This window comes from Pseudomonas migulae (assembly GCF_024169315.1).
GTDB classification, from domain to species: Bacteria; Pseudomonadota; Gammaproteobacteria; order Pseudomonadales; family Pseudomonadaceae; genus Aquipseudomonas; species Aquipseudomonas migulae_B.
In genome coordinates this window covers 2,788,015-2,811,880 of record NZ_JALJWR010000001.1, presented here as the reverse complement: position 1 = coordinate 2,811,880, position 23,866 = coordinate 2,788,015, and the positions used below count along the sequence as shown (strand labels likewise).

Genomic DNA, 23,866 nt, shown 5'->3' with positions numbered 1-23,866 from the left:
GTAAGTGCAACCTGTTTGGCTGTGGTTCAACCCCGCCTCTTACTCGATCGCTATGGTCACGCTACCAAATCATGGGTGCTGAAGCTGTTGAGGCCAACCAACTGGATTTTGAAGTCCGCAGCCAAATCACCATTGACGTTGCCATAGAGCACATGGTCGACAAAACGTAATTGGCCGGCCCCCGTGAAGTCGTTCGAGTTGATGAACGTGAACTTGTTGACCCCGGCACTCAAGAGGTTGGCATCGAATTTCGAAAAATCGAGTTTATCGCCGTCCAGGCTGCTGAAGTCTGTGATGACGTCAGACAAGCTGCCTTTGCTCATTTCGTTCAGTGCGTTAAATACAAACCGATCGGCGCCCGCACCACCAGTCAACGTGTCGATACCCAGTCCGCCGATCAGTGTGTCATTGCCAACACCGCCGTCCAACACATCGTTCCCGAGCCCGCCATTGAGGAGGTTGTTGCCGTCATTGCCGATCAGCACGTTATTCAGGACGTTGCCGGTGCCGTTGAGGTTATCGCTGCCGGTGAGGGTCAGGTTTTCCAGGTTGGCACCAAGGGTGTAGCTGATCGAAGCCACCACGGTGTCGATTTCACCCGCCAGGGTGCCGGTTTCGCTGACGACGTCCCTGAGGTTGTCGACGATGTAAGTGTCGTTGCCGGTGCCGCCGATCATATTGTCCGCACCGAGGCCGCCGTCGAGTACGTTGTTACCGCTGTTGCCGAGCAGGGTGTTGTTCAGGGCGTTGCCGGTGCCGATGAGGTGGTCGCTGCCGGTCAGAGTGAGGTTTTCGACGTTGGCAACGAGGGTGTAGTTGATCGAGGCCTGGACAGTGTCGATTTCTTTCAGCGAGGTGCCGGTTTCGTTCACGGTATCGCCGATGTGATCCACCACATAGGTGTCGTTGCCGGCACCGCCGATCAGGATGTCCGCACCCGCACCGCCATTCAGGATGTTGGCGGCGGCATTGCCGGTCAGGGTGTTGGCCAGTTCGTTGCCGGTGAGGTTCACGGCGGCCGCACCGAGTAACAGGGCGTCTTCGACATTGGCCGACAGGCTGTAGCTGACCGACGCCTTGACCAGATCGTGGCCTTCGTTGGCCAGTTCGATGACCTTGTCACCGACGTTGTCGACGATGTAGACATCGTCGTCCATGCCACCGCTGAGGCTGTCCGCCCCGAGACCGCCGTCCAGCCAGTCATCGCCGGCGCCGCCTTGCAGGACATTGATCGACGCGTTGCCGACCAGGGTGTTGTTCCGGTCGTTGCCGATCACGCTGAAGGCCCCGATGCCGGTGACGGTAACGTTCTCGACGTTGAGCAGGTTGCTCTGGCCCAGGTCGATCACGCTGGCCAATGCCTTGACGGCATAGGCGACATAGAGTTGATCGGTGCCGTTATCGGCGTCTTCCTGTACCAGCGCCAGTTCCACGGCCTGATCGAGGTAATAGGTGTCGTTGCCTCCGCCGCCGATCAGCGTGTCGATGCCGAGCCTGCCATTGAGGAGGTTGTTGCCGTCATTGCCGATCAGCACGTTATTCAGGATGTTGCCGGTGCCGTTGAGGTTATCGCTGCCGGTGAGGGTCAGGTTTTCCAGGTTGGCACCAAGGGTGTAGCTGATCGAAGCCACCACGGTGTCGATTTCACCCGCCAGGGTGCCGGTTTCGCTGACGACGTCCCTGAGGTTGTCGACGATGTAAGTGTCGTTGCCGGTGCCGCCGATCATATTGTCCGCACCGAGGCCGCCGTCGAGTACGTTGTTACCGCTGTTGCCGAGCAGGGTGTTGTTCAGGGCGTTGCCGGTGCCGATGAGGTGGTCGCTGCCGGTCAGAGTGAGGTTTTCGACGTTGGCAACGAGGGTGTAGTTGATCGAGGCCTGGACAGTGTCGATTTCTTTCAGCGAGGTGCCGGTTTCGCTCACGGTATCGCCGATGTGATCCACCACATAGGTGTCGTTGCCGGCACCGCCGATCAGGGTGTCCGCACCCGAACCGCCATTCAGGATGTTGGCAGCGGCATTGCCGGTCAGGGTGTTGGCCAGTTCGTTGCCGGTGAGGTTCACGGCGGCCGCACCGAGTAACAGGGCGTCTTCGACATTGGCCGACAGGCTGTAGCTGACCGACGCCTTGACCAGATCGTGGCCTTCGTTGGCCAGTTCGATGACCTTGTCACCGACGTTGTCGACGATGTAGACATCGTCGTCCATGCCACCGCTGAGGCTGTCCGCCCCGAGACCGCCGTCCAGCCAGTCATCGCCGGCGCCGCCTTGCAGGACATTGATCGACGCGTTGCCGACCAGGGTGTTGTTCCGGTCGTTGCCGATCACGCTGAAGGCCCCGATGCCGGTGACGGTAACGTTCTCGACGTTGAGCAGGTTGCTCTGGCCCAGGTCGATCACGCTGGCCAATGCCTTGACGGCATAGGCGACATAGAGTTGATCGGTGCCGTTATCGGCGTCTTCCTGTACCAGCGCCAGTTCCGCGGCCTGATCGAGGTAATAGGTGTCGTTGCCTCCGCCGCCGATCAGCGTGTCGATGCCGAGCCTGCCATTGAGGAGGTTGTTGCCGTCATTGCCGATCAGCACGTTATTCAGGACGTTGCCGGTGCCGTTGAGGTTATCGCTGCCGGTGAGGGTCAGGTTTTCCAGGTTGGCACCAAGGGTGTAGCTGATCGAAGCCACCACGGTGTCGATTTCACCCGCCAGGGTGCCGGTTTCGCTGACGACGTCCCTGAGGTTGTCGACGATGTAAGTGTCGTTGCCGGTGCCGCCGATCATATTGTCCGCACCGAGGCCGCCGTCGAGTACGTTGTTACCGCTGTTGCCGAGCAGGGTGTTGTTCAGGGCGTTGCCGGTGCCGATGAGGTGGTCGCTGCCGGTCAGAGTGAGGTTTTCGACGTTGGCAACGAGGGTGTAGTTGATCGAGGCCTGGACAGTGTCGATTTCTTTCAGCGAGGTGCCGGTTTCGTTCACGGTATCGCCGATGTGATCCACCACATAGGTGTCGTTGCCGGCACCGCCGATCAGGATGTCCGCACCCGCACCGCCATTCAGGATGTTGGCGGCGGCATTGCCGGTCAGGGTGTTGGCCAGTTCGTTGCCGGTGAGGTTCACGGCGGCCGCACCGAGTAACAGGGCGTCTTCGACATTGGCCGACAGGCTGTAGCTGACCGACGCCTTGACCAGATCGTGGCCTTCGTTGGCCAGTTCGATGACCTTGTCACCGACGTTGTCGACGATGTAGACATCGTCGTCCATGCCACCGCTGAGGCTGTCCGCCCCGAGACCGCCGTCCAGCCAGTCATCGCCGGCGCCGCCTTGCAGGACATTGATCGACGCGTTGCCGACCAGGGTGTTGTTCCGGTCGTTGCCGATCACGCTGAAGGCCCCGATGCCGGTGACGGTAACGTTCTCGACGTTGAGCAGGTTGCTCTGGCCCAGGTCGATCACGCTGGCCAATGCCTTGACGGCATAGGCGACATAGAGTTGATCGGTGCCGTTATCGGCGTCTTCCTGTACCAGCGCCAGTTCCACGGCCTGATCGAGGTAATAGGTGTCGTTGCCTCCGCCGCCGATCAGCGTGTCGATGCCGAGCCTGCCATTGAGGAGGTTGTTGCCGTCATTGCCGATCAGCACGTTATTCAGGATGTTGCCGGTGCCGTTGAGGTTATCGCTGCCGGTGAGGGTCAGGTTTTCCAGGTTGGCACCAAGGGTGTAGCTGATCGAAGCCACCACGGTGTCGATTTCACCCGCCAGGGTGCCGGTTTCGCTGACGACGTCCCTGAGGTTGTCGACGATGTAAGTGTCGTTGCCGGTGCCGCCGATCATATTGTCCGCACCGAGGCCGCCGTCGAGTACGTTGTTACCGCTGTTGCCGAGCAGGGTGTTGTTCAGGGCGTTGCCGGTGCCGATGAGGTGGTCGCTGCCGGTCAGAGTGAGGTTTTCGACGTTGGCAACGAGGGTGTAGTCGCTCGAGGCCAGGACAGTGTCGATTTCGGTCAGCGAGGTGCCGGTTTCTATCACCTTGTCGCTGACGTTATCCACCACATAGATGTCGTTGCCGGCGCCGCCGATCAGGGTGTCCGCACCGCCCATGCCGTTGAGCATGTTGTTCAGGGCATTGCCGGTCAGCACGTCGTCAAAGGCCGAGCCTGTGGCGTTTTCGATTTTCGCGCCGTAGGCAATTGCCAGGCCGTCATTTATGAGCGTCTGATTCACCCCATCGATGAATGCCTTGCCTATCTGGCTGAATGCGCCCTCGTTGAGGTTCAGGTTAACGGCGGCCAATTGGTTGCTGGCGTCGATCGTGTCGTTGCCGCCCGCATCCCAGATAGTCTGAAACACCGATTGGTCCGGTGCCCAGCGATAGACGTTGTCACCGGTTTGCCAAAGCATGTTGGCGCCGTAAATTTTCTGGATGACAAGAATATCCAGCAGCATCGGCGTAGTCGGCTGATAGGCATACGTGTTGTTGTAGCTCATGATCGTGAAATGTGAATCGTCGAGCAGGGGATTGAGCACCGTGCTGTTGGATTGGCTCGCCTCGAAGGGATGCTTCAAACCCAGAGCGTGACCGATTTCATGCACAAATGTCATGAAGTCATAGGTGCCTTTGACGGGGTCCGGGTTGTTCGTCGTCGGTCCGATCCAGACATCCCCGCCCACAGGATATCTGTCGGGGTAGTAGCCCCAGGCAGCGGTTTTGTCTTCCATCCCGGCGTAGCCGCCGAACCGCAAGTCTCCAGCGCTGACGGCATTGTCAGTGACCTGAGTGAACTTGAGATTGGCTACGGCGCTCCACGCGCCCAGTGCGATTTTCACAGCGTCTTGCTGGGCAAATGTCAGAGCGTAACTGTTCCGGTACTCTTGTTCGGCGCTGTAGTTGGTGGCGAAGAATGACCCGCCAGGCGTGATGAAGCTATAGGTCAGATTAGTCGTGGAGACATTACCTTTCCATGTGGGGCTCAGCCAATGGGAGCCGTAGATCAGGCTGTCGATCTGTTGGTTACCAGTCAAAAAAGTCGGGAATGTAAAAACGTAACCAAGAGGCGTCGACATCTGAAAATCCTGAGTGGGCTGCGACCCTCCTACAATGTGGCCGCTACATGAAAGCAATTTTGTACCAAAAGCAACGCCAATTGATATCATATAGCCATTATTTTTGTATGTTTGGCGTCAAATAAATGGTGAGCATGGCTGTATCGGCACGTCATGTTGAAGCCTGAGGAAAAGCAGGCTGATATTCTGCTAAAAATCGAACCATCAGGACTTTCCATGAACCTCCCAAGCCCCGAGCTAATCCGCGAAACCTTCCCCGTCGGCCCTTTGCAGTGCAACTGCACGATCATCGGCGATCCGGTGACGAAAAAGGCCATCGTGGTCGATCCGGGTGGCAATCATGAGCTGATCCTGGCTCGCCTCGATGCGCTGGGCCTGAAGGTGGTCAGCATCATTCACACCCACGCGCACCTGGATCATTTCCTGGCCTCCGGTCAGTTGAAGGAAAAAACCGGCGCGACCTTGCACCTGCACAAGGAAGATCAGTTCCTCTGGGACAATCTGGAGATGCAATGCCAGATGTTCGGTGTGCCCTATACTCCGGTTCCATCCCCCGATCGCTGGTTGGCGGATGATGAAGAACTGGCCTGCGGCTGCGGCGTGGCCTTGCACACGCCCGGTCATACGCCGGGTTCCATGAGTTTCTGGTTTTCCGAAGCCAAGCTGCTGATTGCCGGGGACACGTTGTTTCGTCGCGGAGTAGGGCGCACTGATTTGTGGGGTGGCGATCAGGCGACCATTGTGCGTTCGATCAAGCAGCGCCTGTACACCCTGGATGAAGACGCGACAGTGGTGACCGGCCACGGCCCGGACACGCGTCTGGGCGATGAAATGCGCGACAACCCTTTTGTGCGGGCTTAGCGGATAGCGATGGAATTTTCTTCGCCTGCAATGATCCAACGCCCGCTAAGGCCGATGCCTTGTTCCGTTGCACCCTAGAATGCAGAAAGTAGGAGCTCTTCATGTTCACCAAGCAGCGTTTGATTATTGTCGCTACGGCTGTGGCTTTGCTGTCTGGCTGCGCCTCGCCTAACCCTTACGACAACCAGGGCCAGGCCGACGGTGGCTCCACGGGCATGAGCAAAACCGCGAAATACGGTGGCCTCGGTGCTTTGGCCGGCGCACTCGCCGGTGCCGCCATTGGCCACGACAACCGTGGCAAGGGTGCGCTGATCGGTGCCGCCGTGGTGGGGGCTTCCGCTGCCGGTTACGGTTACTACGCCGACCAGCAAGAGAAAAAGTTGCGCGCCAGCATGGCCAATACCGGCGTCGAAGTGCAGCGCCAGGGCGATCAGATCAAGCTGATCATGCCGGGCAACATCACGTTCGCCACCGATTCGGCGAACATCGCTTCAAGCTTCTATCAGCCGCTGAATAACCTGGCGGGCTCGCTCAAGGAGTTCAACCAGAACCAGATCGAGATCGTCGGCTACACCGACAGCACCGGCAGCCGTCAGCACAACATGGACCTGTCCCAGCGTCGCGCCCAGAGCGTGGCAACCTATCTGACGTCGCAAGGCGTAAGCGGTGCGAACCTGTCGGCGCGCGGTGCCGGTCCGGATAACCCGGTTGCCAGCAACGGTGACGTCAATGGCCGGGCGCAGAATCGTCGGGTCGAGGTCAACCTGAAGGCGATTCCGGGTCAGCAGTATGGTGGCCAGCAGCAGGGCACTGTTCAGCAGTATCCATAAACGTCTGACTGAACCCCAGGCGTAAAAAAGCCCGCCCTATCTTCAACAGATCGGGCGGGCTTTTTTGTGTCGCCAGTTCTGGCCTCTTCGCGGGCAAGCCCGCTCCCACAGGGATTTGTTGCGTTCACAATACCTGTGGGAGCGGGCTTGCCCGCGAAGAGGCCAGAACAAGCGATGAAAACTTCAGAACTGAAAAAGCCCCCGGACAATCACTCATCCGGGGGCTTTTTCATGTCGCGCGAAACCTGATTACTTCTTCAGGCCGTAATGCTCATCGAGCATGCCCGGCGCGTTCGGGGCTTTGGGGGCGTAGTCGCGAGGCGGCTCCTGATTGCGCGGCGGCGTCAGGCGCTCCCGTGGGGCGGCTGCCGCGTCGGCGTGCAGCGAGGCCAGCAGGCGTTGGCGGGTCTGCTCGTCCAGGGCCAGGCGGTTGGCACCCTCGGCGAGATGATCCTGCACTTCCTGATAGCTCTGAGTCAGTTTCTTGACCAGGGTTGCAGTGCTGTTGAAGTGGGTGACCACCTCGTTCTGATAACTGTCGAAACGTTCCTGAACGTCATCCAGCTGACGTTGTGTGCTGCTCGGCGCGGCGTTCGGCACCAGGCGAGCGATCAGGAATCCAACGGCGACACCCACTACCAGGGCAAGAGTCGGCAACAACCAAACTAAGAGCGAGTGTTCCACGAGTCCTTCCTCTATAAACGGCTTTGCTTTACGTTAACGGCTCGAACCTGCGCTGTATACCGCGATTCACTCGCAATACATCGGCACAGACAATTTGCTAGACGAGTCGACCCGATTCGAGGTCACGGAGTTCCTTCCTTTGCTTATGCGCGAAACCCCTGTAGTGATTGATGGCCCGGTCGGTCAACTGGAAGCTCTTTACCTGAACAATGAAGCGCCTCGTGGCATTGCGCTGATCTGCCACCCGAACCCGGTGCAGGGCGGCACCATGCTCAACAAAGTGGTCTCGACCCTGCAGCGCACCGCGCGCGATGCCGGTTTGATTACTTTGCGTTTCAATTACCGTGGTGTCGGTGCCAGCGAAGGTTCGCACGACATGGGAACCGGCGAAGTCGATGATGCTCAGGCGGTGGCCGAATGGTTGCGGACGCAACATCCTGATTTGCCGCTGACGCTGTTCGGTTTCTCCTTCGGCGGATTTGTTGCCGCCAGTCTCGGCGGACGCCTGGAAGCGAAGGGCGAGCTGCTCAAGCATTTGTTCATGGTCGCGCCAGCGGTGATGCGCCTTGGCGATCAAGACGCACTGCCGCAGCAAGGCGAGTTGACCCTGATCCAGCCGGAAACCGACGAAGTCATCGACCCGCAAGCCGTCTACGACTGGTCCTCGAAACTCGAACGTCCCCATGAGCTGCTGAAAGTGGCAGAATGCGGACACTTTTTTCATGGCAAGCTGACTGATCTGAAGGATCTGATCCTGCCGCGTCTTTCGAATTGATTGCAGTCTGACAAGCGATTACCCATGACGACTCGTACCCGTATCCTCACCGGCATCACCACCACCGGCACGCCGCACCTGGGCAACTACGCCGGCGCCATCCGCCCGGCGATTCTCGCCAGTCGCGACAGCAATGCCGATTCGTTCTACTTCCTGGCCGACTACCACGCCCTGATCAAATGCGATGACCCGCTGCGCATCCAGCGCTCGCGTCTGGAAATCGCCGCGACCTGGCTGGCCGGTGGCCTGGATGTGGACCGCGTGACGTTCTATCGCCAGTCCGACATCCCGGAAATTCCCGAGCTGACCTGGCTGCTGACGTGCGTCGCCGCCAAGGGCTTGCTCAACCGCGCCCACGCCTACAAGGCCTCGGTGGACAAGAACGTTGAAACCGGCGAAGACCCGGACGCCGGCATCACCATGGGCCTGTACAGCTACCCGGTGCTGATGGCCGCGGACATTCTGATGTTCAACGCCCACAAGGTCCCGGTCGGCCGTGACCAGATCCAGCACGTGGAAATGGCCCGCGACATCGGCCAGCGTTTCAACCACCTGTTTGGCCAGGGCAAAGAATTCTTCACCATGCCTGAAGCGCTGATCGAAGAAAGCGTCGCCACGCTGCCGGGCCTCGACGGTCGCAAGATGTCGAAAAGCTACGACAACACCATCCCGTTGTTCAGCAGCGCTAAAGAGATGAAGGACGCGATTTCGCGGATCGTCACCGACTCCCGCGCGCCGGGCGAGGCGAAAGATCCGGACAATTCGCACCTGTTCACCCTGTTCCAGGCCTTCGCCACTCCGGCGCAGTCCGACGAATTCCGCAGCGAACTGTTGCAGGGCCTGGGTTGGGGCGAGGCGAAGAACCGTCTGTTCCAACTGCTCGACAGTGAGTTGGGCGAGTCCCGCGAGCGCTATCACCAGTTGATCGAACGCCCGGCTGATCTGGAAGACATCCTGCAAATCGGTGCGAAAAAGGCTCGCTCGGTGGCGACACCGTTCCTCCACGAACTGCGTGAAGCGGTCGGCTTGCGTTCTTTCGTTGCTCAGACTCAAGTCGCGGCGACCACCAAGAAGAAAGCCGCGAAAGCCGCGCGTTTTGTCAGCTTCCGTGAAGATGACGGCAGCTTCCGCTTCCGTCTGTTGGCAGCTGATGGCGAGCAATTGCTGCTGTCGCGCAACTTCGCCGACGGTAAAACCGCCGGTCAGGTGACCAAGCAATTGCAAGCGGGCCAGCCATTGGACGTGCGCAGCGAAGACCTGAGCTTCAGTGTCTGGCTGGAAGGAGAGTGCGTTGGCGACAGCCCGGCCTTCGCCGATAGCGCTGCTCGCGACGTCGCCATCGACGCCCTGCGGATTGCCCTCACGCCGGTTCAGGAATAAATCAACGGCTCGGCCCGACCAAGGGCCGATTGCCATTCCCACGGGCCGTCGCTACAGTGACGGCCCGTTTTTGTTGCCTTGCTAACGAATTATGACGCCCCTAGAACGATATCAAGCTGATCTGAAACGCCCGGAATTCTTCCATGACGCCGCGCAGGAAACTGCCGTGCGCCATTTGCAGCGCCTGTACGACGATCTGGTCGCCGCCTCGCAGAGCAAACCGGGCCTGCTCGGCAAACTGTTTGGCAAAAAAGACCAGGCGCCGGTCAAGGGCCTGTACTTCTGGGGCGGCGTAGGGCGTGGCAAGACCTACCTGGTCGACACCTTCTTCGAAGCGCTGCCGTTCAAGGAAAAGACCCGCACTCACTTCCACCGCTTCATGAAGCGCGTGCACGAAGAAATGAAAACCCTCGGCGGCGAGAAAAACCCGCTGACCATCATCGCCAAGCGCTTCTCCGATGAGTCGCGAGTGATCTGTTTCGATGAGTTCTTCGTCTCCGACATTACCGACGCGATGATTCTCGGTACGTTGATGGAAGAGCTGTTCAAGAATGGCGTGACCCTGGTCGCGACCTCGAACATCGTGCCGGACGGCTTGTACAAGGACGGCCTGCAACGCGCGCGCTTCCTGCCGGCCATTGCGCTGATCAAGCAGAACACCGAGATCGTCAACGTCGACAGCGGCGTCGATTACCGTCTGCGTCACCTCGAGCAAGCGGAGCTGTTCCATTTTCCGCTCGACGAAGCGTCCCACGAAAGCCTGCGTAAAAGCTTCCGCGCCCTGACGCCGGAATGCACGGCTGCCATCGAAAACGATGTGCTGATGATCGAGAACCGTGAGATCCGTGCCTTGCGCACCTGCGACGACGTGGCCTGGTTCGACTTCCGCGAACTCTGCGACGGCCCGCGCAGCCAGAACGATTACATCGAACTGGGCAAGATCTTCCACGCCGTGTTGCTCAGTGGCGTGGAGCAGATGAGCGTCACCACCGACGACATCGCTCGACGCTTTATCAACATGGTCGACGAGTTCTACGACCGTAACGTGAAGCTGATCATTTCTGCCGAAGTCGAGCTCAAAGACCTCTACACCGGCGGTCGCCTGAACTTCGAGTTCCAGCGCACCCTCAGCCGTCTGCTGGAAATGCAGTCGCACGAATTCCTGTCTCGGGCGCACAAGCCGTAGGACATTTCGGAAAATAAAAAAGGGCCTGCATTTGCAGGCCCTTTTTCGTTCACCGCAGATCCCCTATAGGAGCGAGCTTGCTCGCGAAGGTGGGTCAGTCGATATCAATGCTGCTGATACTCCATCGCGAGCAAGCTCGCTCCTACAGGGAGTGTCAGTCTTTTGAGAGATAACTCGCCAGTCGATGTTGCCGCTGGCAACCCACGAGCAGCCACAGCAAAATCCTGGCTTTACGCGGGCACAGAAACCCGGCCATCGACGCACCTTTACGGATCAAATCCATCTCGCCACCCATAAAACCGTAGGTAGATTGCGCGGTAGGGCCGGATCCGGTCCGGGTTGCAATGATGACCGGGATTGTTCCGGCGATAGTTTCGATCACACCAGCCCAGTTCTCGGGAACGTGTCCAGCACCAAATCCCGCAATCACAAGCCCGTCGTAGGCGAGTTCGAGGATGTTTTCCAGCATAAGGCTGTCTGCGGAAAGCGACGCTTCCAGCAGGGCGATTCTCTGCGTTGTGTGCTGCGGCAGCGGTAAAACCTTCCGCTGGGCCGGCGGGTGCAAATAGTGGATGGCGTTTTCCACGAGCATGCCGGCAGGACCGACGATGGGAGAGGAAAACGCCTGCAACGCCAATGAATCGGTTTTGCGGACGACGCTCGCGGAGTGAATCTGTCCGTTCATGACCACTTGAACGCCTCGCTGTCGGCTTTGCGCAGCCAGTGCTACGCGGCAGGCATCCAGTAGATTCGCGGGCCCGTCGGCACCCGCACTTGCCGCTGAACGCATGGCACCGGTCAGGACCAGTGGCTGGTTGTGATCCCACAAGTAGTCGAAAAAAGTTGCGGTTTCTTCGAGGGTGTCCGTGCCTTGGGTGATGACAACACCGACTGCACCTTGCCTGATCTGGAAACTGGCCCAGGAAAGAACGCTCAGCAAGAACTCGAAATCCAGTGAGGCGCTTGGCAACAACCCGAGCGTTTCAACGTTGACCCGTGCCAGTGCCGCCAGCTCCGGAACCGAGTCCAACAGGACTTCTCCGCTGATGATCGGTGTAACACCTTCACCAGCGTTCCTGACTTGCATGCTCACGGTGCCGCCAAGCGCCGCAATGGCCAGTTTGGGCAGTTCCATGTGGATACCTCGCTTGTTGGATATGAAAAAGCGGCTGTATCCGGACCGGAGCCCGCGATACAACCGGATGGCAGAGCGAGTCAGCTGGCTATCAGCAGTCCGATAAACGGAATGATCAGCAGAGTGCTGATGGCCATGGACAGGACGTTGCCGATGTAGGCATGCATATCGGCGGGCAACCTTTTGGCAATCGCGCAGGCCAATGGCGGCGCAATCAGGGCGCCTAGCAGTGCACTCATGACAATGACCTGCCAGCTGCCGCCATAGGTCAGGATCGCTGCCGGCACGACTGAGACCAGTGGAACGTAGGTGGGGTACCAGCCGTGCGACATCCATTGTCGACGCCAGATCAACACGCCTAATGCCGAGGTCAATGTCTGTGCGCCAATCAGCTGTGGCAGCAGACCGGAACCGTATACCGGACTCATCGGGTTCAGGGTGTAAGCCAGTAGTGCACCCGCTATCAGGCCGAGGCTCGCCAACTCATTGCCAAAGAACGGCGCTTCCGAAAAGTCAGCCAGGACCCTCCGCAGGCTCCAGATAACACCGTAATCCGGTGCTTTGGTGGGCAAGGAAGGTGGAGCGGAAGGCTTTGCGGGTACTTCGGACTTCATGAGGCTGGGAACGTAACGACAGAGCAGAAAAGCGAAGACGCTGGCGACTGCCATGCCCGAGACGTTACCGATCACGGCCGGTAAACCCAGTGGATTGCAGACATAGTTGACGATCAGTAGGCACATTGGCGTGACGAACACCGCACCCATGATTGCGCCGTTGACCGCCACCTTCCAGCCTCCACCAAACATCAGCACCATCGCGGCCGGCAACGAAACAAAGGCTGCAAACGTGGGTTGCCAGGTGGTAGCCGTCACCGTCCAGCCCCAGAGCAGATTGCTCAGCAGAAGTCCGAGCAGTGAACTGGTGATCAACCACGGCCATAGTCCGCTACCGTAGGAAATGGCAAAGCCTTGCCAGCGTTTTCCCGTTCGGTTCGCCCAGTAGGCCAAGTAAGCGCCCGCCAGCAGCCCGATTGAGGCGAACTCGTGTTTGTAGAATGCAACCTCGCTGATGTCTCCCAATACCCAGCGCAACCAGGCACTCGGTTCGGGAAGGCCAGACAGCATGTCGCTGTAGCTGGGCCAGTGAGCTGACCAATAAGAACGGTTAGCGAATGAAAGCCAGACAATCAGCAGAATCGCGCCGAGTATCAGCAGGAGGATTGCCGCATCGAGCGGCGATTTGCGGGGCAGTTGTTTTTCTTCAGTCGTACATTCCATCCGTTTGCTCCCCCATCAACGCGGCAGACATGGATGCTGGGTGTAACCGAGCATCTGGTCGTAGAGGTCGGTTCGACGGTCGCGATGCAGATCGTTCAGGTCGTTCCAGATTGGCGCGCTGCGGGAGCTGGTCAGGTCGATGTCGGCAAACAGGATTTCTTGTTGGTCCGCCGAGGCGACAGCGCCAATCGGCCAGCCATTGGTACCGGCAATCAGCGAGCAGCCCAGATAGCGAGCCCCTCGCTCTTCGCCAATTCGACTGGCTGCGGCGATAAACACATTGTTTACATGGGCGGCGGTCATCGTCAGGTACGAGGCCATGCACTTGCCGGCGTCATCGAACAGGGGCGGCGGCGTCCAGACCCAGTTGTTCAGGCTGCAAATGATGTCCGCGCCTTGCTGGCTCAGAACTCGCGGCACTTCGGGGAACCAGATGTCCCAGCAGATCAGCAAACCGATTCGACCGATCGGGGTATCGAAAACCGGAAAGCCCAGATCGCCTAGCGTGAACCACAGCTTTTCAAGATTCCACAAATGAGCTTTTCGATACTTGCCGATAAAACCGTCGGGCCCGACCAGAACACCGGTATTGAACAGTCGCATGCCGTCGCGCTCGGACAGACCGGCCACCAGGTAAATCTTGTGCTGACGGGCGAATTCCATCCAGGTTTGCACGCTTGTGCCACCGGGAATCATTTCCGAGTGGTCAAACGCATCCTGTCGATTGCTGAAGAAATACCCGGTGTTCGAGAGTTCAGGCAGGACGATGAGGTTCGCCCCGCCGTTTACAGCTTCCAGCGCCAATTGCAGGCTACGATGCAGATTTCCTTCTCGATTGCCCACGCCGACCTGAGGGTCGAATTGCACGACTGCTACACGAACAGGGCTTGTTGGTTCACTCATTGTTGATGACCTCTTTTTATTGTTATTCACGCTGTTGAATTGCGTGCCTATAAGAGGTGAATCAGCAGGTCGGAGTAAGTCAGCCACTTCCGTTTAGGTTGTAGTCCGGATCCCAATCAGACCCGTCCGGGGCTCGTGCAAGTGATCAGGCCCTGACGTTGTAGTGTGGATAGTCGCTCAAGGAAAACCCGCCATTGAAGGTCGCAGACGTTTTGTTGCAGATGTGAATGACCGCATCAACGGCACCCCGGAAGCAAGGCTCTGTCCAGCCGGCATCGACTGAAAATGACTCCCCGGACAAGTACAGGCCTGAAACATGCGCGAAGTCTCTGTTGTACTTCATCAGGCTTACGGCGTCGTAATAGGTGCCGGGCCGGTACAACTTTGCGCAGCCCAGCGCATTTTTATCGGTCATCCAGCGTTGAACCACGGCTTGATCAAGCCCGATGTAAGGAGAGATTCTCTCTTGGATATTGGTGGCGCTCATAAGGATTCGGTCCAGCTCTTTGGCGCACTTGCTCACCAGTTCCTTGTCGGTAAATGAGGCCAGCTTGGTGGCATCGTCTTCCCATGTGTAACTCAAAAGGATGCAGTCATAGCTGTAGGTATCGTTGTATCGGTAGGTATAAACGTCATGGATAAAACTGTCGGTGACAATGGCTTGCGGAATTTTGCCGCTTTTCGAAAGGAAGGATTTCTTCAGTGGGGCGAAGACTTTGCAGCTGGTTTCCCAATGCGCCGTTTTATAGGCATTGATTGTCTCGAAAGGCAGCATTTGCGGCGTGAAGTTTTCAAGCTTGATGCGGGTTTCGATCAACCAGGAAGGAAGGGTTATGATGACCGAATCAAAGTCCTCGAACTGTTCCTGGGAATGCTCGGTTTGGCTGTGTTTCCAGTTGTAGTAGACGCGTGTTTTCTGATCGGGCAGTTTTTTGAGTTTTGTGACGGACGAGTCCGTCAGCAAACCTCTGCCCCGTTCACTGCAATGATCGTAGAAAGACTTTCCGGTTTCCGCGGTTTTCATGAACAGCAGGCATTCGTCCAGAGCTGCAAGTCCGATATAACGTGGGGCGTCGAAAGTCAGTCCTTTTGAATCAAATACGGCATTACTCCGCAGGTGAGGTGAAGTCAACGGATCGCCCTGAGCGTCTACACGGCCATGGATTAGTTGCAACTGGCTGCTGAACCCGAAAATCGCAGTACGCAGAGGATAAAGGGAGCAGACGTCATAAAACGCTCCCCAACTGCCATCGCCGATGCCGATGGCATAGAAAATGGCCGACTCTTGTGCGGACATTCCCATACCGCCAAAGTCTCCCGGCGAGCGTTCGTCCCACTCTTCCAGGGCCGGCATACTCACCAGGTCGCGAAAGGAAATGCGTTCGTATTTTTCGACGATCGCGGCCCATATGGTTTCCCAGTCCTGGCTGGCATAGACCTCTGCAACATGCCGGGTCATCCGGTCGGCAAAGGCCTTCCACTTGGCATAAACCTTTTGCAGTTCATCGCCGGGAGGTGGTGTCTGACCATCCTCATTTTTCCAGATGAGCATTTGCGGAGTCTGTCCGTCACCCATGCTGCCTTCTCGCAGATAGATACCGGTCGAGGTCACCCATTGACTTCCGGGATTGGCGAAATCTGAAAAGGCCAGATCAAACGTCTTCGCGTAGTAAGCCATCAGTGAACGGCCGTCTGTCGGTGATTCATCTGCCCTGTTGAAGAAGGGCATGCGCATTGCGCCCATTTCAAACGGTGTGTGGCTCGTCGAGGAGCGCTGGCTTCCAGCAACGGTCAGGTGGCGACCGCCAATTCTCCTGGACTGTTCAATGAGGGTGATATCGGTAAAGCCGCAACGATAGAGTTCTCTGGCGGCAGTAAGCCCGGTGACACCTGCGCCGATGATGCAGATTTTATGGTGTGGGTTGGTTGCCTTGGCGATGCCGTTTTCCTGTTCGACCAATGCTCGATAGTCGAAGCAGAGGTCGGGGGGATTTGGAAAACGGCCCGACCATTTGGTGTCAGTCGAGCGCTTTGTTCGAGCGACAGTCTTGGCCGCATGGGCCGGGTACTCGTAACTTGATCCGATGGTCACTGTTGATCTTCCCTGATGTTGATAGCAGGGAAGGATGCTGGGCCTTTTCAGGGGCTGTGTCTGTGGGCCGGATCGGGGGCTTTGTCGCTCTGTTTTCCGTGATTTGTGTAGGAAAGTGCATTGCCAACCCACTGTGCATGCAAATCCCAATGTGGGGGCGAGACCGGCCTGGCGGCGTTAGCGGTGTGTCAGTCACATTATTGCTGGATGTGCCGACGCCATCGCGGGCAAGCCCGCTCCCACAGGAATCCATGTTGGCTTCCAGTATCTAGGCAGCCTGCTGAAACTGCTGCCGATACTGGTTCGGCGACAATTCCGTGTGCTGGCGAAACAGTCGAGCGAAGAAGCTCGCGTCGTCATAGCCGACTTCATAACTGATGGTCTTGATGCTTTTTCGGCTGCCGGACAGCAAGCCCTTCGCTGTTTCGATGCGCAGGCGTTGCAGGTAATGCAGCGGCTTGTCGCCGGTGGCGGTCTGGAAGCGGCGCATGAAGTTGCGGATGCTCATGCCGTGCTCGCGCGCCACGTCTTCGAAGCGGAACTTGTCGGCGAAGTGTTCTTCGAGCCAGTGCTGAATCTGCAGGATAATCACGTCCTGGTGCAGCTTCTGCCCGCCGAAACCGATGCGTCCCGGCGAATAGCTGCGCTGCACTTCATAGAGGATATCGCGGGCCACGGCCTGGGCCACGTTGGCGCCGCAGAAGCGCTCGATCAGGTAGATGTAGAGGTCGCACGCCGAGGTCGTGCCGCCGGCGCAATACAGGTTGTCGGCGTCGGTCAGGTGCTTGTCCTGATTGAGGTGAACCTTCGGGAAACGCTCGGCAAACGCATTGAAGAATCGCCAGTAGGTTGTCGCTTCCTTGCCATTGAGCAGCCCGGCTTCGGCGAGCCAGAACACCCCTGTGGCCTCGCCGCAGAGTACGGCGCCGCGCGCGTGTTGCTGGCGCAGCCACGGCAGGACCTGTGGATAACGTTGGCAGAGGGTTTCGAAATCGTCCCAGAACGCCGGGAGGATGATGACGTCGGCGTTTTCCAGGCCGCCGTCCACCGGCATGATCACATCACTGAAGCTGTTCACCGGTTTGCCATCGGGGCTGACCAGCCGCGTTTCGAACGCCGGTGTCAGGCCTTGGCCCAGTTGTTTGCCGTAGCGCAGGCTGGCCAGGTGGAAGAAATCCTTGGCTTGCATGAGGGTGGAAGCGAAAACCCGGTCGATAGCCAGGATGCTGACGCGCCGCAAGGGCGTGGAGACTTGGTTAGACATAATTCAACTTTATTCTTATAGGGGAAAGTGGTCACCAGACGGCTGGATCGTCTTATTTTTTGTCGGATGTGTCCAGTGTCCTGTATCGGATGCGGGGCTTAGTCTCTGAAGGTCAATTCCTTCTAACAATAACGACAGGTGTCGCATGATCCCCAGAACCTTGTTCAGTCCCGAGCACGAACTTTTTCGCGACAGTGTGCGAACGTTCCTCGAAAAAGAAGCCGTGCCGTTTCATGCTCAATGGGAGAAGCAAGGCTATATCGACCGCCAGCTCTGGAACAAGGCGGGGGAGGCGGGGATGCTCTGTTCGCACCTGCCGGAAGAATACGGTGGGCTGGGTGCAGACTTTCTCTACAGTGCAGTGGTGATCGAAGAGGTGGGACGTCTGGGTCTGACCGGGATCGGGTTTTCTCTTCATTCCGACATCGTCGCGCCGTACATCCTGCATTACGGCAGTGAAACGCTGAAACACAAATACCTGCCGAAACTGGTGTCTGGCGAGATGGTCACTGCGATTGCCATGACCGAGCCGGGCGCCGGTTCCGATCTGCAAGGGGTGAAAACCACCGCGGTGCTCGATGGCGACGAATACGTGATCAACGGTTCGAAGACCTTTATCACCAATGGCTATCTCGCGGACCTGGTGATTGTCGTGGCCAAGACCGATCCGAAGGCGGGCGCGAAGGGCACCAGTCTGTTTCTGGTCGAGGCCGACACGCCGGGCTTTGCCAAGGGCAAGCGCCTGGAAAAAGTCGGTATGAAGGCGCAAGACACGTCGGAGCTGTTTTTCCAGGATGTTCGAGTGCCCAAGGAAAACCTGCTGGGGCAGGCCGGGATGGGCTTCGCGTATCTGATGCAGGAACTGCCGCAGGAGCGTCTGACGGTCGCTGTCGGCGGATTGGCGTCGGCTGAAGCCGCGCTGCAATGGACGCTGGAATACACCCGCGAGCGCAAGGCGTTCGGCAAGGCGATTGCCGACTTCCAGAACACCCGTTTCAAGCTGGCGGAAATGGCGACCGAAATTCAGATTGGCCGGGTCTTCGTCGATCGCTGTCTGGAGTTGCACCTGCAAGGCAAGCTCGATGTGCCGACGGCGGCGATGGCCAAGTATTGGGGCACGGACCTGCAGTGCAAGGTGCTCGACGAGTGCGTGCAGTTGCATGGCGGCTACGGGTTCATGTGGGAATACCCGATCGCACGTGCGTGGGCGGATGCGCGGGTGCAGCGGATCTATGCCGGCACCAACGAGATCATGAAGGAGATTATTGCGCGGTCGCTTTGATTTTGCGGTGACTGGACTGACGCCTTCGCGAGCAAGCCCGCCCCCACATTCGACCGAGTTCTCTTGGAGGAATACGGTCGACTGTGGGAGCGGGCTTGCTCGCGAAGGCTTTTACCTATCAATCAAGGCGCAGGATTCGGGTGATCCTTGTGAATCGCCTCGATCCCCGCCAGCACTTCATCGGAAAGTTTCAGCTCGAAGCTGGCAATGTTGCTGTCCAGCTGTTCCAGCGTCGTCGCGCCGATGATGTTGCTGGTCACGAACGGCTGTTGCGTCACGAACGCCAGCGCCATCTGCGCCGGGTCCAGGCCGTGCTCACGGGCCAATGCCACATAGCGGCTGCACGCTGCTTCCGACTGCGGATTGAAATAGCGGCTGAAGCGGCTGTAGAGGCTCAGGCGACCCTTCGGCGGGCGCGCGCCACCCTCGTACTTGCCCGACAGAAAACCGAACGCCAGCGGCGAGTAGGCCAGCAGGCCGCATTGTTCGCGGATGGCGATTTCCGCCAGGCCGACTTCGAAACTGCGGTTCAGCAGGTTGTACGGGTTCTGGATCGACACCGCACGTGGCCAGCCACGGGCCTCAGCAAGCGCCAGGAAGCGCATGGTGCCCCACGGCGTTTCATTGGACAGTCCGATGTGGCGGATCTTGCCGGCCTTGACCTGTTCGTCCAGCGCTTCGAGGGTGTCCTCGAGTGGCGTCAGGTTGGCTTCGATTTTGTGTTTGTAACCCAGTTGACCGAAGAAGTTGGTGCTGCGCTCCGGCCAGTGCAGCTGATAGAGGTCGATGTAATCGGTCTGCAGGCGCTTGAGGCTGGCATCCACCGCTTCGGTGATGTGCTGGCGGTTGTGGCGCAGGTTTTTGTCGCGGATGTAGTCGATGGTGTTGCCGGGGCCGGCGATCTTGCTGGCCAGGATCCAGTCGGCGCGATCGCCGCGGCTTTTGAAGTAATTGCCGATGTAGCGTTCGGTGGTGGCGTAGGTGTCGGCCTTCGGCGGCACCGGGTACATCTCGGCAGTGTCGATGAAATTGATCCCGGCGCTCTTGGCCCGTTCAATCTGTGCGAAGGCTTCAGCCTCGCTGTTTTGCTCGCCCCAGGTCATGGTTCCGAGGCAGATGGCGCTCACGTTCAGATTGGTTCGGCCTAGCTGTCGATAGTCCATCGGGTGCTCCTTGGGCAAAACAATCATAAAAGCAGGTTGAAATATTTTTCGCAATCTGCATAATTGCGCACCTCTTTCTGCAGTGGAAGTGATGCGCCGCCGCCGAAGAATCTTGCCGTTGAACGGACGCGCCGACCCGAGCCCCCGAAAGCGTCTGTATCCGGCTGCCTTTGACTTGTCAAAGTACGCACTATTCAGTAAGATCCGCCGTCTAATTTACAGGGCGGCCCCTGAGGCTATAAAGAATGAAAACTTTTACTGCTAAACCGGAAACAGTACAGCGCGACTGGTTTGTCGTCGACGCTGCAGGTCAGACCCTGGGTCGTCTGGCCACCGAAATCGCGAGCCGTCTGCGTGGCAAGCATAAAGCTGAGTACACTCCTCACGTTGACACCGGCGATTACATCGTCGTTATCAATGCCGAGCAGATTCGTGTAACCGGTGCTAAAACCACCGACAAAATCTACTACTCCCACTCCGGTTTCCCGGGCGGCATCAAGTCGATCAACTTTGAAAAGCTGATCGCTAAAGCCCCTGAGCGCGTGATCGAGACCGCGGTCAAAGGCATGCTGCCTAAGAACCCGCTGGGTCGCGACATGTATCGTAAGCTGAAAGTCTATGCGGGCGCTGTACACCCTCATACTGCTCAGCAGCCCCAAGAACTGAAGTTTTAACGGAATAGTTCATTATGTCGGCGACTCAAAATTACGGCACTGGCCGTCGCAAGACCGCAACCGCACGCGTTTTCCTGCGTCCGGGCACTGGTAACATCTCCATCAACAACCGTTCGCTGGATAATTTCTTCGGCCGCGAAACTGCCCGCATGGTAGTTCGTCAGCCGCTGGAATTGACTGAGACTGTCGAGAAGTTCGACATCTACGTCACCGTGATCGGTGGTGGTGTAAGTGGTCAAGCTGGCGCAATCCGCCACGGTATCACTCGCGCACTGATGGACTACGACGAAACTCTGCGCGGTGCTCTGCGCAAAGCCGGCTTCGTAACCCGTGATGCACGTGAAGTTGAACGTAAGAAAGTCGGTCTGCGTAAAGCGCGTAAGCGTCCGCAGTACTCGAAGCGTTAATTCGCTTTCACGTTCAAAAAGAACGCCCAGCTTCCTCGCGAAGCCGGGCGTTTTTTTATGGGCTCGATTTATCAAAGAATTGCTCTGTGACAACTTGCCACAGCCGTAGAGCCCCTATACTGCAAGGCTTGGCAGTGGAGCCCTTCGGTAATTACCTTGTCAGAATTGGGGCTTTTCATTACCATTCGGCAAAATTTTTATAAGTACATAGTTTTACTTAGTAGATGCCTGATTTAACAGGCCACAAAGCTGATGGGAGAGGACTGAATGAGCAATGACGGCGTGAATGCAGGCCGGCGTCGCTTCTTGGTAGCAGCCACATCCGTGGTGGGTGCTGCAGGAGCGGTGGGGGCTGCGGTCCCGTTCGTGGGGTCATGGTTTCCCAGTGCCAAGGCGAAAGCCGCAGGTGCACCGGTGAAAGTGAATGTCAGCAAAATCGAGCCAGGCCAGCAGATGATTGCTGAGTGGCGCGGTCAGCCGGTGTTCATTGTCCGCCGTACAACGGAAATCCTGGGGAATCTGAAGAAGATCGAGGGCCAGCTGTCTGACCCGACCTCCAAGAACTCGACTCAACCGACTTATGTCGACCCGGAAACGCGTTCGATCAAGCCAGAGGTTCTGCTGCTGATCGGTATCTGCACACACCTCGGTTGCTCGCCGACCTTCCGTCCAGAAGTGGCACCTGCGGATCTGGGCAAGGATTGGGTAGGTGGTTATTTCTGCCCTTGCCACGGTTCCCACTACGATTTGGCTGGCCGCGTCTACAAGTCGCAACCCGCGCCTTTGAACCTGCCAGTTCCCCCGCATTCCTATGAGACCGATGACATCATTGTCATTGGCGTCGATACGGAGAAAGCGTGATGAGCAAGTTCATGGATTGGGTTGATGCGCGCTTTCCCGCGACCAAAATGTGGGAAGACCATCTCAGCAAGTACTACGCCCCGAAGAACTTCAACTTCTTCTATTTCTTTGGTTCCCTCGCGCTGCTCGTTCTGGTCAACCAGATCGTCACCGGTGTCTGGCTGACCATGAGCTACACCCCGTCGGCGGAAGAAGCATTCGCCTCCGTCGAATACATCATGCGTGACGTCGAGTACGGCTCGATCCTGCGCCTGCTGCACTCCACCGGCGCTTCGGCGTTCTTCATCGTGGTCTATCTGCACATGTTCCGTGGCTTGCTCTACGGTTCGTACCAGAAGCCACGTGAGCTGGTGTGGGTCTTCGGCATGCTGATCTACCTGGCGCTGATGGCGGAAGCCTTCATGGGTTATCTGCTGCCGTGGGGCCAGATGTCCTACTGGGGTGCCCAGGTGATCATCTCGCTGTTCGGTGCGATCCCGGTCATCGGCAACGACCTGACCCAGTGGATTCGTGGCGACTACCTGATTTCCGGTATTACCCTGAACCGCTTCTTCGCCTTGCACGTGGTTGCCCTGCCAATCGTGATTCTTGGTCTGGTGGTGCTGCACGTTCTGGCGCTGCACGAAGTCGGCTCGAACAACCCGGACGGCGTGGACATCAAGAAACACAAAGACGAAAACGGCGTACCGCTGGACGGCATTGCCTTCCACCCGTACTACACCGTGAAAGATATCGTCGGCGTGGTGGTGTTCCTCTTCATCTTCTGCTCGATCGTGTTCTTCTTCCCGGAAATGGGCGGCTATTTCCTCGAGAAGCCGAACTTTGAAGTGGCTAACGCGTTCAAGACGCCAGAGCACATCGCTCCGGTTTGGTACTTCACCCCGTTCTACGCGATTCTGCGGGCGGTTCCGGACAAGCTCCTGGGCGTTATCGCCATGGGTGCGGCCATCGCTGTGCTGTTCGTCCTGCCATGGCTGGATCGTAGCCCGGTCAAGTCGATGCGCTACAAAGGCTGGTTGAGCAAGATCTGGCTCTGGGTGTTCTGTATTTCGTTCGTGATCCTGGGCGTGCTGGGTGTTCTGGCGCCGACTCCAGGCCGTACGTTGCTGTCGCAGGTGTGTACCTTCCTGTACTTCGCCTACTTCATTCTGATGCCGTTCTACACCAGGCTCGAGAAGACCAAACCGGTTCCGGAAAGGGTGACTGGCTGATGAAAAAGCTATTTGCTGTACTGATTCTTGCTGCTTTGCCTGTCCTGTCCTTCGCGGCTGAGCACGGTGGTCCCGAGCTGGAAAAGGTCGATATCGACGTTTCCGACAAGGCTGCCATGCAAGATGGCGCGCGTACGTTCGCCAACTACTGCATGGGTTGCCACAGCGCCAAGTTCCAGCGCTATGAGCGCGTTGCCGATGATCTGGGTATTCCTCACGATCTGATGCTGTCGAAACTGGTGTTCACGGGTGCCAAGATCGGCGACCACATGAACATCGGCATGCAGCCGGCCGACGCCAAGACCTGGTTCGGTGCTGCGCCACCTGACCTGACCCTGGTGGCTCGTGTTCGTGGTACTGACTGGCTTTACGGTTACCTGAAATCGTTCTACGAAGATCCGTCGCGTCCTTGGGGCGTGAACAACAAGGTCTTCCCGAACGTGGGCATGCCGAACGTCCTGGTGGGCCTGCAAGGTCGCCAGGTCGTTGGCTGCAAACAGGTGCAGATCGTCGAAGACGGCAAGAAGCAATATGATCCGCTGACCGGTACCGCGCTGACTCATGAAGCGTGCGATCAGCTGACCATCGTGCCAAAGAGCGGTGCCCTGACCGAAGAGCAGTTCGATGAGAAGGTCAAGAATCTGGTAACCTTCCTCGCTTACTCGGCTAACCCGGTTAAGCTGCAGCATCAGCGCATTGGTACCTACGTCTTGCTGTACCTGGCGTTCTTCTTCGTATTCGCCTATTTGCTCAAGCGCGAATACTGGAAAGATGTGCACTGATAAAGTTTCAAGCAATTGCTGTTAATCGCGCGCGCCCAAGGG

19 protein-coding genes are annotated in these 23,866 nt (G+C 57.9%); 11 read left to right on the top strand and 8 right to left on the bottom strand.

Annotated features, from left to right (window positions below; all coding sequences use genetic code 11):
- Positions 1–56 precede the first annotated feature (56 nt).
- Complete coding sequence (locus J2Y86_RS30190) at positions 57–5,057, bottom strand: M10 family metallopeptidase (RefSeq protein WP_301308732.1); 5,001 nt, start codon at positions 5,055–5,057, stop codon at positions 57–59.
- A 216-nt stretch (positions 5,058–5,273) separates the two neighbouring features.
- On the opposite strand from J2Y86_RS30190, the gene J2Y86_RS12825 reads away from it, so the two are divergent.
- Positions 5,274–5,918, top strand: coding sequence for an MBL fold metallo-hydrolase (locus J2Y86_RS12825; RefSeq protein ID WP_253431755.1), 645 nt, complete (start codon positions 5,274–5,276; stop codon positions 5,916–5,918).
- 101 nt (positions 5,919–6,019) lie between these two features.
- The gene (locus J2Y86_RS12820; RefSeq protein ID WP_253431752.1) at positions 6,020–6,748 is read left to right on the top strand and encodes an OmpA family protein; all 729 of its coding nucleotides are present in this window, start codon (positions 6,020–6,022) and stop codon (positions 6,746–6,748) included.
- A gap of 249 nt (positions 6,749–6,997) precedes the next feature.
- On the opposite strand, the gene J2Y86_RS12815 is transcribed toward J2Y86_RS12820, so the two are convergent.
- Positions 6,998–7,432: a YhcB family protein gene (locus J2Y86_RS12815; RefSeq protein WP_253431749.1), complete on the bottom strand. Its 435-nt coding sequence runs from the start codon at positions 7,430–7,432 to the stop codon at positions 6,998–7,000.
- 145 nt (positions 7,433–7,577) lie between these two features.
- Here J2Y86_RS12815 and J2Y86_RS12810 point away from each other — a divergent pair, with 145 nt between their 5' ends.
- The 3 genes from J2Y86_RS12810 to zapE all read left to right on the top strand — a co-directional run bounded on the left by J2Y86_RS12810 (position 7,578) and on the right by zapE (position 10,773).
- Positions 7,578–8,207, top strand: a complete 630-nt coding sequence (locus tag J2Y86_RS12810; protein WP_253440260.1) for an alpha/beta hydrolase — start codon at positions 7,578–7,580, stop codon at positions 8,205–8,207.
- A gap of 24 nt (positions 8,208–8,231) precedes the next feature.
- Positions 8,232–9,587 (top strand): tryptophan--tRNA ligase, encoded by a 1,356-nt coding sequence (locus J2Y86_RS12805; RefSeq protein WP_253431746.1) that lies wholly within the window; start codon positions 8,232–8,234, stop codon positions 9,585–9,587.
- A 91-nt stretch (positions 9,588–9,678) separates the two neighbouring features.
- Entirely contained in the window at positions 9,679–10,773 is a 1,095-nt protein-coding gene (gene zapE / locus J2Y86_RS12800; protein WP_253431743.1) for a cell division protein ZapE, read from the top strand.
- Between the two features lie 154 nt (positions 10,774–10,927).
- Here zapE and J2Y86_RS12795 read toward each other — a convergent pair whose 3' ends face one another.
- The 5 genes from J2Y86_RS12795 to J2Y86_RS12775 all read right to left on the bottom strand — a co-directional run bounded on the left by J2Y86_RS12795 (position 10,928) and on the right by J2Y86_RS12775 (position 17,345).
- A complete protein-coding gene (locus J2Y86_RS12795) occupies positions 10,928–11,908 on the bottom strand; it encodes an asparaginase (protein WP_253431739.1) in 981 nt (326 codons plus the stop codon).
- Between the two features lie 80 nt (positions 11,909–11,988).
- Positions 11,989–13,185 carry a threonine/serine exporter family protein gene (locus J2Y86_RS12790; protein WP_253431735.1) on the bottom strand — a complete coding sequence of 399 codons (1,197 nt, stop codon included), beginning with the start codon at positions 13,183–13,185 and terminating at the stop codon, positions 11,989–11,991.
- Between the two features lie 15 nt (positions 13,186–13,200).
- Entirely contained in the window at positions 13,201–14,088 is an 888-nt protein-coding gene (locus J2Y86_RS12785) for a nitrilase family protein (protein ID WP_253431732.1), read from the bottom strand.
- A gap of 145 nt (positions 14,089–14,233) precedes the next feature.
- The gene (locus tag J2Y86_RS12780; protein ID WP_253431729.1) at positions 14,234–16,180 is read right to left on the bottom strand and encodes a flavin monoamine oxidase family protein; all 1,947 of its coding nucleotides are present in this window, start codon (positions 16,178–16,180) and stop codon (positions 14,234–14,236) included.
- A 268-nt stretch (positions 16,181–16,448) separates the two neighbouring features.
- Positions 16,449–17,345, bottom strand: a complete 897-nt coding sequence (locus J2Y86_RS12775; protein ID WP_253440256.1) for a GlxA family transcriptional regulator — start codon at positions 17,343–17,345, stop codon at positions 16,449–16,451.
- 244 nt (positions 17,346–17,589) lie between these two features.
- Between J2Y86_RS12775 and J2Y86_RS12770 the strand changes: the two genes are divergently transcribed.
- Positions 17,590–18,726 carry an acyl-CoA dehydrogenase family protein gene (locus tag J2Y86_RS12770; RefSeq protein ID WP_253431727.1) on the top strand — a complete coding sequence of 379 codons (1,137 nt, stop codon included), beginning with the start codon at positions 17,590–17,592 and terminating at the stop codon, positions 18,724–18,726.
- Positions 18,727–18,848: 122 nt separating this feature from the next.
- On the opposite strand, the gene J2Y86_RS12765 is transcribed toward J2Y86_RS12770, so the two are convergent.
- The gene (locus J2Y86_RS12765) at positions 18,849–19,889 is read right to left on the bottom strand and encodes an NADP(H)-dependent aldo-keto reductase (RefSeq protein ID WP_017340698.1); all 1,041 of its coding nucleotides are present in this window, start codon (positions 19,887–19,889) and stop codon (positions 18,849–18,851) included.
- Positions 19,890–20,134: 245 nt separating this feature from the next.
- On the opposite strand from J2Y86_RS12765, the gene rplM reads away from it, so the two are divergent.
- From rplM to J2Y86_RS12740, 5 genes are all read left to right on the top strand, one after another.
- Complete coding sequence (rplM, locus tag J2Y86_RS12760) at positions 20,135–20,563, top strand: 50S ribosomal protein L13 (RefSeq protein WP_007905295.1); 429 nt, start codon at positions 20,135–20,137, stop codon at positions 20,561–20,563.
- A gap of 14 nt (positions 20,564–20,577) precedes the next feature.
- Complete coding sequence (gene rpsI, locus J2Y86_RS12755) at positions 20,578–20,970, top strand: 30S ribosomal protein S9 (RefSeq protein ID WP_003205364.1); 393 nt, start codon at positions 20,578–20,580, stop codon at positions 20,968–20,970.
- A gap of 267 nt (positions 20,971–21,237) precedes the next feature.
- On the top strand, positions 21,238–21,831 hold the full coding sequence (gene petA / locus J2Y86_RS12750; protein WP_027922675.1) for a ubiquinol-cytochrome c reductase iron-sulfur subunit: 594 nt from the start codon (positions 21,238–21,240) through the stop codon (positions 21,829–21,831).
- Positions 21,831–23,042, top strand: a complete 1,212-nt coding sequence (locus J2Y86_RS12745; protein ID WP_046819000.1) for a cytochrome b — start codon at positions 21,831–21,833, stop codon at positions 23,040–23,042. Before petA ends, J2Y86_RS12745 begins: the two co-directional genes overlap by 1 nt.
- A complete protein-coding gene (locus tag J2Y86_RS12740; RefSeq protein ID WP_253431724.1) occupies positions 23,042–23,824 on the top strand; it encodes a cytochrome c1 in 783 nt (260 codons plus the stop codon). Before J2Y86_RS12745 ends, J2Y86_RS12740 begins: the two co-directional genes overlap by 1 nt.
- The last annotated feature ends 42 nt before the right edge of the window (positions 23,825–23,866 follow it).

What these genes read in the sequence shown, in the direction of transcription:
- J2Y86_RS30190 (WP_301308732.1), bottom strand. Translation starts at nt 5,057, where the DNA reads ATGTCGACGCCTCTTGGTTACGTTTTTACATTCCCGACTTTTTTGACT.
- J2Y86_RS12825 (WP_253431755.1), top strand. Translation starts at nt 5,274, where the DNA reads ATGAACCTCCCAAGCCCCGAGCTAATCCGCGAAACCTTCCCCGTCGGC.
- J2Y86_RS12820 (WP_253431752.1), top strand. Translation starts at nt 6,020, where the DNA reads ATGTTCACCAAGCAGCGTTTGATTATTGTCGCTACGGCTGTGGCTTTG.
- J2Y86_RS12810 (WP_253440260.1), top strand. Translation starts at nt 7,578, where the DNA reads ATGCGCGAAACCCCTGTAGTGATTGATGGCCCGGTCGGTCAACTGGAA.
- J2Y86_RS12805 (WP_253431746.1), top strand. Translation starts at nt 8,232, where the DNA reads ATGACGACTCGTACCCGTATCCTCACCGGCATCACCACCACCGGCACG.
- zapE (WP_253431743.1), top strand. Translation starts at nt 9,679, where the DNA reads ATGACGCCCCTAGAACGATATCAAGCTGATCTGAAACGCCCGGAATTC.
- J2Y86_RS12795 (WP_253431739.1), bottom strand. Translation starts at nt 11,908, where the DNA reads ATGGAACTGCCCAAACTGGCCATTGCGGCGCTTGGCGGCACCGTGAGC.
- J2Y86_RS12790 (WP_253431735.1), bottom strand. Translation starts at nt 13,185, where the DNA reads ATGGAATGTACGACTGAAGAAAAACAACTGCCCCGCAAATCGCCGCTC.
- J2Y86_RS12785 (WP_253431732.1), bottom strand. Translation starts at nt 14,088, where the DNA reads ATGAGTGAACCAACAAGCCCTGTTCGTGTAGCAGTCGTGCAATTCGAC.
- J2Y86_RS12770 (WP_253431727.1), top strand. Translation starts at nt 17,590, where the DNA reads ATGATCCCCAGAACCTTGTTCAGTCCCGAGCACGAACTTTTTCGCGAC.
- J2Y86_RS12765 (WP_017340698.1), bottom strand. Translation starts at nt 19,889, where the DNA reads ATGGACTATCGACAGCTAGGCCGAACCAATCTGAACGTGAGCGCCATC.
- rplM (WP_007905295.1), top strand. Translation starts at nt 20,135, where the DNA reads ATGAAAACTTTTACTGCTAAACCGGAAACAGTACAGCGCGACTGGTTT.
- rpsI (WP_003205364.1), top strand. Translation starts at nt 20,578, where the DNA reads ATGTCGGCGACTCAAAATTACGGCACTGGCCGTCGCAAGACCGCAACC.
- petA (WP_027922675.1), top strand. Translation starts at nt 21,238, where the DNA reads ATGAGCAATGACGGCGTGAATGCAGGCCGGCGTCGCTTCTTGGTAGCA.
- J2Y86_RS12745 (WP_046819000.1), top strand. Translation starts at nt 21,831, where the DNA reads ATGAGCAAGTTCATGGATTGGGTTGATGCGCGCTTTCCCGCGACCAAA.
- J2Y86_RS12740 (WP_253431724.1), top strand. Translation starts at nt 23,042, where the DNA reads ATGAAAAAGCTATTTGCTGTACTGATTCTTGCTGCTTTGCCTGTCCTG.